This window comes from Comamonas testosteroni ATCC 11996 (assembly GCF_000241525.1).
Taxonomy (GTDB): Bacteria; Pseudomonadota; Gammaproteobacteria; order Burkholderiales; family Burkholderiaceae_C; genus Comamonas; species Comamonas testosteroni.
In genome coordinates this window covers 191,796-204,675 of the sequence record NZ_AHIL01000041.1, presented here as the reverse complement: position 1 = coordinate 204,675, position 12,880 = coordinate 191,796, and the positions used below count along the sequence as shown (strand labels likewise).

The following is a 12,880-nucleotide window of genomic DNA, read 5'->3' as shown; positions in this document are numbered from 1 at the left end:
ACAAGGCACAGGGCTCAAGACATGGGACAAGGATTGCACCACGGTAGCACGCCAGCACAGAGCGGCCCCAGAGGGCCGGCCCGCCCTATATCAGGCTCAGCCCAGCTCCCCCGCAACCTCGCGCAGGCATTGGAGCAGCAAGCCCGTGGTCGGCGTCAGCGGCTGGCCACGCAAGGTGATCAGCCCCACGGGCGGCAGATCGATGGGCACGGCGAGATCCAGCATGGCCAGCGTACCCAGGGCGGCATGACAGCGGGCCACACCACGCGCCATGAAGGCCACGGCGCCGCGCTGGTGCACAAAGGTCAGCTGCGAGAGAAAGGACGCAGTCTCCACGATGTCGACCGGCGGGTGCAGGCCGTGGGCATAGAACTGCTGCTCCAGCTTCACGCGCAGCGAGGCCCAGGGCGGCGGCAGGACGCAGGGCTGGCCCGCCAGGGCCTGCCAGCTGGCCGCGCCCGGCGCCAGCAGTGCATGACCGGGCCGCACCACGGCCACCATGGGATCGTCATACAGCGCCTCGGTCTCCAGATCGGGCGCGGCATAGCCGGGCTCCAGCCGTCCGACGAACAGATCCAGCTCGCCCAGGCGCAGCTTGGGCAGCAGGCGTGCCAGATCCCCCTCCTCCACCATCACCGTGGTCTGGTCCGAACGCGCTTTTAACCGCTCCACCGCGCGCGCCAGCAACACGGGCGTGGCCACCACCATGGCGCCCACGCTGGTGCGCCCACGGGCACCGCTGGCCTCGGCTGCCATCTCGTCGCGCGTGCGCTCGAAACCGGCCAGCACCGAGCGCGCAAACCGCACCATGCTGACACCGGCTGCCGTGGGCTCGGTCCCGCGCGTGGAGCGCTCGAACAGCGCCATGCCGAGCATGCGTTCGACCTCGGCCAGAGTCTTGGAGACAGCGGGCTGGGTCACTGCCAGAAACTCGGCCGCACGGCCCAGGTGACGGAACTGGTCCAGCGCCACCAGCAGCTGCAAATGGCGCAGCTTGAGGTTGGAGCGCAGCACACGATCGATCTTGCTCATGGGGCTTCATTACCTAATAGTTATGAAGAGAGTCTATCTTTTCATTGGATTGTCATGGAGCAGTTTTGAACAATCGGGGCTGGCAGTTCAAATAACGACAGGAGACAAGCGATGATCCCCCCACGCAGCAGCCGGCGCAGCTTTGTGCTCGGCGCCCTCGGCGCAGCCACGCTCGGAACTTCCACCCGCCTGCTGGCCCAGACCTGGCCCGAGCGCCCCATCACCTTCATCTGCCCCTGGCCTGCAGGCGGCACGGCCGACCAGTCGATGCGCGCGCTGTGCACCGTGGCCAGCCGCATCCTGGGCCAGGCGATTGCGGTGGAAAACCGCGCCGGAGCCTCCGGCATGATCGGCTCCAAGGCCCTGGCCTCGGCCAAGCCCGACGGCTACACCATCGGCCAGATCCCCATCTCGGTCACGCGCTTTTCCCAGCTGGGCACGCTGCAGGCCGATCCGCGCAAGGACTACACCTATATCGCGCGTACTTCGGGCCAGACCTTCGGTATTGCCGTGCCGGCCAACTCGCGCTTCAAGACCCTGCAGGACTTCGTCGCCGCCGCCAAGGCCAAGCCTGGCAGCATCACCTACGCCCACGCCGGCGTGGGCGGCGCCACGCATGTGGGCATGGAGGAATTTGCGGCCGCAGCGGGCATACAGCTCAGCCACATTCCCTACAAGGGCGGCGCCGAGGCACTGCAAGGCGTGCTGGGCGGCCATGTGGACGCACTGGCCGACTCCAGCTCCTGGGCTCCGCATGTGGAGGCCGGCAAGCTGCGCCTGCTGGCCACCTGGGGCGAGCAGCGCACGCCACGCTTCAAGGACGTGCCCACGCTCAAGGACCTGGGCTACAACGTGGTCGTCGATGCGCCCAACGGCATCGGCGCGCCCAAGGGCCTGCCGCCCGCCGTCGAAGCCAAGCTGCGCGATGCCTTCCGCCAGGCCGTGGCCAGCCCCGAGTTCAAGTCCGTGGCCGACCGGCTGGACGCGCCCTTGCTCTACCTGGACGGCCCTGACTACGCCAAATATGTGAACACGGTCTACCAGAAGGAAACCGTGCTCATCGACAAACTCAAACTGCGCGAGCTGATGCGCTGACGCGCCGCGTCCCAACCGCGTCCTCACCGCGACCCAACCGCCTCAGGCCCGCCATCCCCGGACTCCAAGATGCTCTCCTCCTCTTCTTCCCTGCTGCACCTGCACCCCAACGACAACGTGCTGGTGGCCAAGACCGCCCTGGCCCTGGGCCAGGACATTCCCGAGCTGGGAGTGCGCACGCGCGCCCAGGTGCCGGCCGGCCACAAGATCGCGGCGCGCCGCATCGCCGAAGGCGAGCAGGTCAAGAAGTACGACACGGTGATCGGCGTCGCCACCCGCGATCTGGAGCCAGGCGACTATGTGCACAGCCACAACCTCAAGCTGGTGGACTACTACCGCGACCCGTCGTTCGGTGCCGACGTACGGCCCGTGGACTACGTCCCCGAGGAAGAGCGCGCCACTTTCCAGGGGTTTGTGCGAGCGGGCGGCGGCGTGGGCACGCGCAACTTCATCGGCATCCTGTCCTCGGTCAACTGCTCGGCCACCGTGATCAAGCGCATCGCCGCGCACTTCACGCCCGAGCGGCTGGCAGCCTTTCCCAATGTGGATGGCGTGGCCGCCTTTGCCCAGAGCAGCGGCTGCGGCATGTCCTCACCCAGTGAGCACTTCGACGTGCTGCGCCGTACTCTGGCCGGCTATGCGCGCCACCCCAATCTGGCGGGCGTGCTCATCGTGGGTCTGGGCTGCGAGCGCAACCAGGTCGATGCATTGGTGGATTCGCAAGGCCTCAAGGAAGGTCAGTTGCTGCGCACCCTGGTGATGCAGGAAGTGGGTGGCACGCGCGCCACCATCGAAGCAGGTATTGCCGCCATCGAAGAAATGCTGCCCATCGCCAACCAGGCGCAGCGCAGCACCGTCAGCGCCGCCCACCTCAAGATCGGCCTGGAATGCGGCGGCTCGGATGGGTTTTCGGGCATCACGGCCAACCCCGGCCTGGGCGCGGCCATGGACATTCTGGTGCGCCACGGCGGCACGGCCATTCTGTCCGAGACGCCCGAGATCCACGGCGTGGAGTTCATGCTCACGCGCCGCGCCATCAGTCCCGAAGTCGGCCAGAAGCTTCTGGACCGCCTGGCCTGGTGGGAACGCTACGCAGCCGGCCAGAACGCCCAGTTCAACGGCGTGGTCGGCCATGGCAACCAGGCTGGCGGCCTGGCCAACATCTTTGAAAAATCCCTGGGCAGCGCCATGAAGGGTGGCACCACACCGCTGCGCGCCGTCTATGAATACGCCGAGCCCATCACCGAGCACGGCTTCGTCTTCATGGACTCGCCGGGCTACGACCCCGTGGCCTCTACGGGCCAGATCGCCAGCGGCGCCCAGCTCATCTGCTTCACTACGGGTCGCGGCTCCATGTTCGGCAGCAAGCCCGCACCCACCATCAAGCTGGCCAGCAACACGCCCATGTACCAGCGCCTGCAGGAAGACATGGACATCAACTGCGGCGTGGTCGTCGACGGAGAGCTGACCGTGCCCGAGCTGGGCCAGCAGATCTTCGAGCAGATCCTGCACCATGCCAGCGGCGAACCAACCAAGAGCGAAGCCCTGGGTCTGGGCGACCATGAATTCGTGCCTTGGCATCTAGGCATCGTTAGCTGAGGAAAACACATCCTCCAGAGCTTTGCGCCCTTATCCGATCTTCACTTTCTGCGATTTTCACCATGAACGCCACGCCACTCAGGCTGCAACGCACCGAACTGCAGCGCAGCGCCAACTTCATCGCCGGCGCCTGGACGCCCGCTGCCAGCGGCGCCAGCTTTGCCGTGACCGATCCGGCCACCGGCAACACCATCACCAGCGTTCCCGATTCAGGTGCGGCTGATGCGCGCGCCGCCGTGGACGCTGCCCAGGCGGCCCTGCCTGCCTGGCGCAAGCTGCCGGCCAAGCAGCGCGCCGCCATCATCAAGCGCTGGAACGACCTGGTGCTGGCCCATCAGGACGATCTGGGCACGCTGATCTCGCTGGAGCAGGGCAAGCCGCTGGCCGAAGGCAAGGGCGAAGTGGCCTATGCCGCCAGCTACATCGAATGGTTTGGCGAGGCCGCCACGCGCATGAACGGCGAAGTCATTCCCGCGCCCGTGGCGGGCCGGCGCATGTTCGCCCTGCGCGAGCCCGTGGGTGTGGTCGCCGCCATCACGCCCTGGAACTTCCCGGCCGCTATGATCGCGCGCAAGATCGCGCCCGCCCTGGCCGCGGGCTGCACCGTGGTCTGCAAGCCGGCCGAGGACACGCCGCTGACTTCACTGGCCCTGGTGCTGCTGGCGCACGAAGCCGGGGTGCCGGCCGGGGTGCTCAACATCGTCACGGCCTCGCGCGAGCGCACGCCCGAGGTGGTCGATCAATGGCTGGATGACAGCCGCGTGCGCAAGATCACCTTCACCGGCTCCACGCCCGTTGGCAAGCACCTGGCGCGCCGCAGCGCCGACACGCTCAAAAAGCTCTCGCTGGAGCTGGGCGGCAATGCGCCCTTCATCGTCTTCGAGGATGCCGATGTGGCAGCCGCCGTGGACGGCTTCATGGCCGCCAAGTTCCGCAACGGCGGCCAGACCTGCGTCTGCCCCAATCGCGTCTTTGTGCACCGCTCGGTGTACGAGGCCTTTGCCCAGCAGCTCAGCGCCCGCGTGGCAGCCTTGCACGTGGGTCCGGCCTGCGACCCGTCCTCACAGATCGGCCCCATGATCAATGACCGCGCGGTCGAGAAGATCGCCCGACATGTGGAGGACGCGGTGGCCAAGGGCGCCAAGGTGCTCACCGGCGGCAGGCGCCTGACGGATCTGGGCCCCACCTACTACGCCCCCACCGTGCTCTCGGGCGCCACGGCCTCCATGGCCTGCGCCTGCGAGGAAACCTTCGGCCCCGTGGCTCCGCTGACCATGTTCGACGACGAGGCCGAGGTCATCGCCGCCGCCAACGACACGCCGTTCGGTCTGGCCGCCTATTTCTACAGCCAGGACATACGCCGCATTTGGCGTGTCGCCGATGCGCTGGAGTCGGGCATCGTGGGCATCAACGAAGGCGCTCTGGCCGCCGAGGCCGCGCCCTTTGGCGGTGTCAAGGAGTCGGGCTACGGCCGCGAAGGCTCGACCCACGGGCTCGACGATTACCTGCACATCAAATACGTCTGCCAGGGTGGGTTGGACTGACAGCTCCCCCCTGAGCGGCTTTGCCGGGGCGGCCCCGCCGCTTCCCCCGTGGCACGGCGCCCTCTCTCGCTGCGCGGGAGGGGGACGACGCCCTCGCTGCGGGGCAGCGCGGCCAGCCCAGGCCCTTGCTTGGCGTCTCTGGCCTGGGCCGCGCCAGTTACAGGCGCCACGCCCTAACCCCCCTATGAAAGCGTACACCCCATGCCCGCACTGAATCCCTTCAAGACCGCCATCGCCGCACGCCTGCCCCAGATCGGGCTGTGGCTATCCATGGCCGATCCCTACCTGGCCGAAGCGGCCGCCACCACGGGCTATGACTGGCTGCTGATCGACGGCGAGCATGCGCCCAACGATCTGCGCAGCACCCTGGCAGCCCTGCAGGCCGTGGCCTCGCACCCGGCTCAGCCGGTGGTGCGAGTCGTGGAAGGCAGCACGGCCCTGATCAAGCAAATGCTGGACATAGGCGTCAAGACGCTGCTCGTGCCCATGGTGGACACGGCAGACCAGGCCCAGGCCATCGCGGCCGCCACGCAATACCCGCCCCTGGGCGTGCGCGGCGTCGGCAGTGCCGTGGGACGTGCCTCTCAGTGGAGCAGCCGCGCCGACTATCTGAATGTTGCCGACGACGAGGTCTGCCTGCTGGTGCAGGCCGAGACCACCACGGCCCTGAAAAATCTCGAAGCCATCTGCGCCGTGGACGGCGTGCACGGCGTCTTCATAGGCCCGGCCGACCTGGCGGCCTCCATGGGCCATCGCGGCAACCCCGGCCACCCCGAAGTGCAGGCCGCCATCGAGGCAGCGATGCGAACCATCGTTGCCAGTGGCAAGGCGGCAGGTACGCTGACCTCGGACCCCGCGCTGGCACAGCGCTACCTGCAACTCGGCTGCAGCTTTGTGGCCGTGGGGGTGGATGTGCTGATGTTCGTGAATGCCGCGCGCAAGCTGCGCAGCCAGTTTGCCGGCTCCACGGTGGCGGCCCCGGCACTGCCAGGAGCCGCCTACTGAAGTCTTGAGGCACAACGTTGAAGCTGCAACCATGCCCGCATAGCCTGATGGCCATGCCGCAATGCCGCCAAAGCCTCGGCCGCGCCACAATACGCGCGGCCTCTCAGCCACGTCTGCGCATCACGTCATTGCTGCCGGAGCGATCTGCGCCGAACCTCGGCACCGCAAGTTCATGCGGCGACGGCGCCTTGCACGGTCGGCACCGGGGAAGCCGGGTTGGCAGCCAGCCAGTGCTCAAACTCTTTTGGAGCCAGCGGCCGGGCGAACAGAAAGCCTTGTGCCACCGGGTAGCCCTGCTCGCAAAGCATCACGCTCTGCGTTGGCGTCTCCACTCCTTCCGCCACCACGGTCAGGTGCAGACTCTTGCCAATGCCCAAAATGGCACTGCTCAACGCCCGAGCCGCCTCGTCGTGCTCAAGATCGGCCACGAAGCTGCGATCGAGCTTGAGCTCACTGACCGGCAGGCGGCGCAGATAACTGAGGCTGGAGTAGCCGGTGCCGAAATCATCCATGGACAGGCGCACGCCATGTGCATGCACCTCGTTGATGGTCTTCATGGTGCTGGGGTTGGTGTCCAGCAAAATGCTTTCCGTCAGCTCCAGGGTCAGGTCCTGCGGCGCCAGGTCGTTGCGGTCCAGCGTATCGGCGATCATCCGTGGCAAATCCAGATTGTGAAAGCTCGATGGCGACAGATTGACCGACACTGCGGGGACTTCCATTCCCTTGGCCCGCCACTGCGACAGCTGGCGACAGGCCTCTTCCAGTGCCCAGTTTCCAAGATCGGCGATCAGCCCGCACTCTTCGGCCAGCGGGATAAAGCGGGCGGGCGAAATCTCGCCAAGCTCTGCATGGGTCCAGCGCGCCAGGGCCTCCACGCCATACAGACGGCCGGTGGCCATTTCGATCTGAGGCTGATAGTGCAGGCGCAGGCCACCGCTTTTGAGCGCCTTGCGCAGGGCAGTCTCCAGTGCCAGACGCTCCTGGGCCAAGCGGTTCATTTCGCTGCTGAAGAAACAGAAACGGCCGCGCCCCTTGCTCTTGGCCTGGTACATGGCCATGTCGGCACGGTGCACCAGGGTCTCCATATCCCTGCCGTCCATGGGAAACATTGCAATGCCCACGCTGGCGGATATGGACAGCGAGGTGTCGGCAATATTCAGGGGCTCTGCCAGCAGCTCCTGCAGGCGTTCGATGGTATTGGCAACATGCTCCGCATCGCATTGCGGCAGCACGGCAACAAACTCGTCGCCCGACAAACGCCCGGCAATATCGCAGCTGCGCAGCACGCACTGCAATCGCGTCGCGACATTGCGCAGCAATTCATCCCCCACAGGATGACCCAGAGAGTCATTGACCTGCTTGAACCGGTCCAGGTCGATGAACAGCACCGCCAGCTGTTCGTCATTGCCGGCAGCTGACGCAATCGCCTGATCGGCCTTGGCCTGCAGCAGACTTCGATTGGGCAATCCGGTCAGGCCGTCGTAGAAGGCCAGCTGACGAATGCGCGCACGCGACAGCTCGCGCTCCAGCGCCAGGGCGCACAGATGGATGCAGGCATCCACCAGTTGCTGGTGAAAAGTCGAGGCACCCCCGCTCAGCCGCTCCCGGTAATAGAACGCGAAAGTGCCGATCGGCTTGCCGCCGCTGTTGCAAATGGGAGTGGACCAGCAGGCTCTGAACCCCAGCGGCAGGATCAGGTGCTTGAAATCCGTCCACAGCGGATCATCTGCAATATCGTCCACCAGCACCGGCGCGTTGCGCCAGGCCGCCGTTCCGCAGGAGCCCACATTCGGCCCTATGGCCACCCCGTCCAGCAGCGCTGAATAAGAATGCGGCAGGCTTGGTCCGGCCAGCGGATGGAGCAGCCCCTGGGCATCCACCTCGAGAATCGATGCCGTCACCTCCGGAGCAATCCTCTCGACCTCCAGACACACCATCTCCAGCACTTCCACCAGCGGCCGCTCGCGCGCCATGGCCTCCAGCACGCGGTGCTGCAAGGCCTCATGCATCTTGGAACGCGTGATATCGGTCAGCATCGACACCGTGTATTGCCAGCGCCCGTCCGCGTCGAGAATGGGGTTGCTGATGACCTTGGCCCAGTAGCGCTGCCCATGTTTGCCGACCACGATCTCCTCACGCCCCACAGGCTGGCCGGCGCGCAATTCCGAGCGATATTGGTCCACAAAGGCCTCGGACGCCTGAGGAGCCAGCAAGGTAATCGGCATGTGCCCCGCGACCTCCTCGGTGCGCCAGCCGAACATGCGCGTAAAGCCGCCGTTGACATGCACGATGCGCGAGCTTCCATCACTGATGACCACTGCCGTGTCGGAGGCATCGGCCACCAGGGACAAGCGATGCAGGTGCTCCTGCTGCGCCTGCTCCCGGGCTCGCCGCTGCGTGACGTCGGTAGCGATCTTCAGGATATGCATCACCCGCCCCTGGGCATCCATCACCGGTGAATAGGTAGCTTCCAGCCAGCAACTGCTGCCATCGCTGCGTAGTCGCTCCACCACGCCGGAGTAGGCATTGCCTGCACACAGATGCGTCCAGATTTCCCGATACCTGGCACTGTCGGCCAGACGCGCAGAGCAAAAGCTGCGATGCGGGCGCCCCAGAGACTGCTCACGCGTAAACCCCATGAGCTGCAGATAGTTGTCATTGGCACGGTGCAACGACCCATCCAGGCCAAATTCAGCCATGGCCATGACCCTGTCCAAGGCCTGCAGCTGGGCCAGCTGCAGCTCAGGAGGCATCGCGCCAATATCTCCCTCACGCATCATTATTCCTTTGCATATTCGCATCCCAGGCCGGCTCGAATCCGGAATAGGAAAGTCATGCTTTTATATGGATGATGGCAATAATAATGACGAAAACGGGGTTCAATATTCGTGATTCAGGCCGAGTGATCAAAAAAACTTTGATCGACAACAGCTATGACTTGCGAGCCTGAGCTGCAGTGGCAAAGCGCTCTGACGGGCAGTCACAGGCCGCCGCAGCAGTGCAGCGGATGTGCCCTGCTATCAGCCAGCCAGTGTCTCAGCGCCGCCATTTGCCGCCAAACTGGTTGACCACCATGCCCAGCAGAACACCCAGCGTACCCAGCCATTGCAGGCCGTTGGGGGCTTCCCCCAGCAGCAGCATGGCCGACAGCAGACCGATCACCGGCACCAGCAGCGACAAAGGGGCCACGGTGCTGGCCGCATAGCGCTGCAGCAACCGCGTCCACAGGCCATAGCCCAGCAAGGTGGACAAAAAGGCCAGATAGGCAATCACTCCAAGCTCGCTCCAGCCTATGGACTGCAGCTGCGAAGTCACCGAATCCACGCCATCCACCCACAGGGACAGCAACAGCAGGGGCAGCATGGGGAAGACGCTGGTCCAGACGATGAAGGACACCGGCTCATACGAGCCTTGCCTGGCCGCCATCCGCGTCAGCAGGTTCGAGCCGGCCCACATGGCTGCGGCGCCCACGGTCAGCACAAAACCGATCAGCGTCATATCCGATGTCCCCTCACCATGGGCTGCACCGATCAGCAGCAGCCCTGCAAGAGCGATGAGCAAGCCCATCCATTGCCAGCGCTGCGGTTTCTCGTGCAAAAACGCAGCCGCCAGCAGCATGGTAATGAAGGCCTGGGTCTGAAGCACCACGGATGCCATGCCGGCAGGCATGCCCAGCTTCATGCCGGTGAACAGCAGGCCGAATTGCCCAACCCCCTGCACCAGCCCGTAGGCGGCCAGCAAGCCCCAGGAAAGATTTTTGGGCGGGCGCACGAACAGCAGAAACGGCAGCGATGCCGCGGCAAAGCGCAGCGCGCACAGCAGCAGGGGCGAGAGCTTGGCCAGCCCCCACTTCATGACCACGAAATTAAGACCCCAGACCACGATGACGATGATGGCGCTGAGCCAGTCCGGACGACTCATGCCGGAGGTGGGTGAGGATGCAGAACTCATGACACTGACAACTGATATTGGATTTTCTAGATCAAGCCCCCTAGTATGACTTGCCATCAGTCATGGCTGGCGGCGAAAGCGGTCAAATCGAACGCCGGGACGGAAAACGGTCTTACTTGAGCAGGTACCGGTCCGTTTTGATCGGCAGCATAAGCAAGGCCTTGAATACATACAGGACGATCAAAGTGCCGCTGAAATCGCCCAGAATCATCACCAGAAGCTGGTCCAGCTGAAAGCCTTCCCCTCTGACGACGGACCAGGCCTGGTGCAGCAAGGCATTGCTCAGTCCGTAAATGACACTGAGCCACAGCAGGCGACGCGGCGTGAGATCACTGAGAGATCGCCCGAGCCCCATCCATTTGCGAGCTGCGCAATAAGTGCCATAGGGGGCAAGCGTGGCCATGATGCCGCCCGCAAATGCCCGCAACCAGTCATCCGGGAAAAAGTAAAAGTTGCAGACCAGCCATGACACGACGAAAAGCCCGACCACGCCCGCCTCCGCAAAAAGGAGGGTACAAAGCAGACGAGCACCGGCAGGCAGGTAAATCCAGTTGACGCCTCTGACAAATTCCAGTTCGGAGAAAATCCACTGATTCAGAGCCAGCATTGCCAGGAACAGCAAAGCCGTGATAACCGCCACCGAAAATTGCGTCCAAATGTTCTTCATGCGCTACCGCCGAGCTTGTTCACTGTCTGCGCAGTATTATGAGTGCCGTTTATTCGCTCTTCGTTAGCGGCACGTCGTCTGTTTTTGCCTTCTCATGCCTAAGTCCCTGTCTGCCGATATCTATCTACGCTTTCTGCACCTGGCAGCGACCATCCGCAATCTGCCCATGCTGCCCGCGCTGGATCCACTGGAGGAGCGCCTGCTGGAGCAAATTGCCAATGCCGGCACGCGTCAGGAGCGTCTTTGCGTCAGAGACCTGATGGCCCAGCGTGAACTGGGGTCTCCGGCCACGATTCACACCCGTCTGAAGTCCATGCGCCAAAAAGGCTGGATTCTGCTGGCCGATACCGAGGATGCCAGACGCAAGCAGATCGAACTCAGTGCCGATGCCCACAAGCATTTCGAGAAACTCTCGCACTGCATAGTTCAGGCCGCAGCCGAGAGCTGATGCAGAAATGAAAAAAGCAGCCGCCTGGCTGCTTTTTTCATGGAGCGACCGACAGCGATCAGCTGCCCGCCACCTTCATGCGATTGACAAGAATGGAGCCCACGGTCTTGGCACCGTAGTTATAGGCATCGGCTCCGATGGCCTCGATGCCCTTGAACATGTCCTTCATATTGCCGGCAATCGTGATTTCGTCCACGGGGAAGGCGATCTCGCCGTTTTCCACCCAGAAACCGCTGGCGCCGCGCGAATAGTCGCCGGTCACATAGTTCACGCCCTGGCCCATCAGCTCGACCACGAACAGCCCCGTGCCCAGCTTCTTGAGCATGGCGTCCAGATCGTCGCCCGCCTTGGTGCGGCGCGAAGTCATGACCAGATTGTGCGAACCGCCGGCATTGCCCGTGGTCTTCATGCCCAGCTTGCGCGCCGAGTAGCTGGACAGGAAATAGCCTTCCACGCGGCCGGCATCGACCACCTTGCGGGCCTGCACGCGCACGCCTTCCTCATCGAAGGGCGAGCTGCCCTTGCCGCCCAGAATGAAGGGGTCTTCCTCGATATCGATGTGCTTGGGAAAGATGGGCTTGCCCATGGAGTCCAGCAAGAACGTGCTTTTGCGATAGAGGGCGCTGCCGCTGACAGCCTGCACAAAGCTGCCCAGCAGGCCGGCGGCCAGGGGCGACTCGAACAGCACCGGGCATTCGGTGGTCGGGATCTTGCGGCTGCCCAGACGGCTCAGCGTGCGCTCTGCGGCGTAGCGGCCCACGGCCTCTGGCGAGGCCAGATCGGCAGCATTGCGCATGGAGCTGTACCAGTAGTCGCGCTGCATCTCGCCATTCTTGCCGGGCAGCTTCGCGATGGGCGCCACCGACATGCTGTGGCGCGAGCTGGCGTAGCCGCCACGAAAACCGTTGGTATGGGCCGTGAAGAAATGGCTTTGCTGGGCCGAGACACCCGCACCTTCGCTGTTGCTCACACGGCGGTGGGTCTTGAAGGCGGCCTCCTCGCAGCGCAGCGCCATCTCGGCGGCCTGCTCGCTGGTGATATCCCATGGATGGAACAGGTCCAGATCGCGGTGCGTGCCGGGCAGCGCGATATCGGCGCTGTCGGGCAGGCGGGCAAACGGGTCTTCGGCCGTGAAGCGGGCAATGTCGAAGGCGGCCTGCACGGTCTGCTTGATGGCGGCCTCGGAGAAGTCCGAGGTGCTGGCATTGCCCCGGCGCTGGCCCAGATAGACGGTCACGCCAAGCGACTTGTCGCGGTTGCGCTCCACGGTCTCCAGCTGACCCTTGCGCACGCTGACCGACAGGCCGCAGCCTTCGGAAGCCTCGGAGCCTGCATCCGTCGCACCCAGCTTCTTGGCGTGGCTCAGAGCCTGGTCCACCAGGCCTTCAAAAAAGGCTTGGCTGAAGCTGAAACCGGCTTGCGGTGCGGATTGGGCCTGTGCACTGGAAGTGCTTGTATTGCTGGAGCGAGGTTTTTTCATAGCGGCGGATATGATAGCCGCCACTGCGGCGCCCTCTGCGCTGCCACCGATATTGCCCC

The 12,880-nt window shown here is 64.4% G+C and carries 10 protein-coding genes; 5 read left to right on the top strand and 5 right to left on the bottom strand.

Annotated elements, in window-relative coordinates; all coding sequences use genetic code 11:
• Nucleotides 1-96: 96 nt before the first annotated feature.
• Nucleotides 97-1,032, bottom strand: a complete 936-nt coding sequence (locus tag CTATCC11996_RS18340; RefSeq protein ID WP_003078988.1) for a LysR substrate-binding domain-containing protein — start codon at nucleotides 1,030-1,032, stop codon at nucleotides 97-99.
• Between the two features lie 111 nt (nucleotides 1,033-1,143).
• Between CTATCC11996_RS18340 and CTATCC11996_RS18335 the strand changes: the two genes are divergently transcribed.
• From CTATCC11996_RS18335 to CTATCC11996_RS18320, 4 genes are all read left to right on the top strand, one after another.
• On the top strand, nucleotides 1,144-2,127 hold the full coding sequence (locus CTATCC11996_RS18335; protein WP_003078984.1) for a Bug family tripartite tricarboxylate transporter substrate binding protein: 984 nt from the start codon (nucleotides 1,144-1,146) through the stop codon (nucleotides 2,125-2,127).
• Between the two features lie 69 nt (nucleotides 2,128-2,196).
• Nucleotides 2,197-3,726: a UxaA family hydrolase gene (locus CTATCC11996_RS18330; protein ID WP_003078980.1), complete on the top strand. Its 1,530-nt coding sequence runs from the start codon at nucleotides 2,197-2,199 to the stop codon at nucleotides 3,724-3,726.
• Nucleotides 3,727-3,788: 62 nt separating this feature from the next.
• Nucleotides 3,789-5,270: an NAD-dependent succinate-semialdehyde dehydrogenase gene (locus tag CTATCC11996_RS18325; protein ID WP_003078977.1), complete on the top strand. Its 1,482-nt coding sequence runs from the start codon at nucleotides 3,789-3,791 to the stop codon at nucleotides 5,268-5,270.
• Nucleotides 5,271-5,471: 201 nt separating this feature from the next.
• Entirely contained in the window at nucleotides 5,472-6,275 is an 804-nt protein-coding gene (locus CTATCC11996_RS18320; RefSeq protein ID WP_003078975.1) for an aldolase/citrate lyase family protein, read from the top strand.
• A 170-nt stretch (nucleotides 6,276-6,445) separates the two neighbouring features.
• On the opposite strand, the gene CTATCC11996_RS18315 is transcribed toward CTATCC11996_RS18320, so the two are convergent.
• From CTATCC11996_RS18315 to CTATCC11996_RS18305, 3 genes are all read right to left on the bottom strand, one after another.
• Nucleotides 6,446-9,052 carry a sensor domain-containing protein gene (locus CTATCC11996_RS18315; RefSeq protein ID WP_003078971.1) on the bottom strand — a complete coding sequence of 869 codons (2,607 nt, stop codon included), beginning with the start codon at nucleotides 9,050-9,052 and terminating at the stop codon, nucleotides 6,446-6,448.
• A gap of 259 nt (nucleotides 9,053-9,311) precedes the next feature.
• The gene (locus CTATCC11996_RS18310; RefSeq protein ID WP_003078968.1) at nucleotides 9,312-10,196 is read right to left on the bottom strand and encodes an O-acetylserine/cysteine exporter; all 885 of its coding nucleotides are present in this window, start codon (nucleotides 10,194-10,196) and stop codon (nucleotides 9,312-9,314) included.
• A gap of 142 nt (nucleotides 10,197-10,338) precedes the next feature.
• The gene (locus CTATCC11996_RS18305) at nucleotides 10,339-10,893 is read right to left on the bottom strand and encodes a hypothetical protein (RefSeq protein ID WP_003078965.1); all 555 of its coding nucleotides are present in this window, start codon (nucleotides 10,891-10,893) and stop codon (nucleotides 10,339-10,341) included.
• Nucleotides 10,894-10,987: 94 nt separating this feature from the next.
• On the opposite strand from CTATCC11996_RS18305, the gene CTATCC11996_RS18300 reads away from it, so the two are divergent.
• Nucleotides 10,988-11,341: a hypothetical protein gene (locus CTATCC11996_RS18300; RefSeq protein WP_003078963.1), complete on the top strand. Its 354-nt coding sequence runs from the start codon at nucleotides 10,988-10,990 to the stop codon at nucleotides 11,339-11,341.
• A gap of 58 nt (nucleotides 11,342-11,399) precedes the next feature.
• Here CTATCC11996_RS18300 and pmbA read toward each other — a convergent pair whose 3' ends face one another.
• Nucleotides 11,400-12,821 carry a metalloprotease PmbA gene (gene pmbA / locus CTATCC11996_RS18295; RefSeq protein WP_003078961.1) on the bottom strand — a complete coding sequence of 474 codons (1,422 nt, stop codon included), beginning with the start codon at nucleotides 12,819-12,821 and terminating at the stop codon, nucleotides 11,400-11,402.
• Nucleotides 12,822-12,880: the final 59 nt, after the last annotated feature.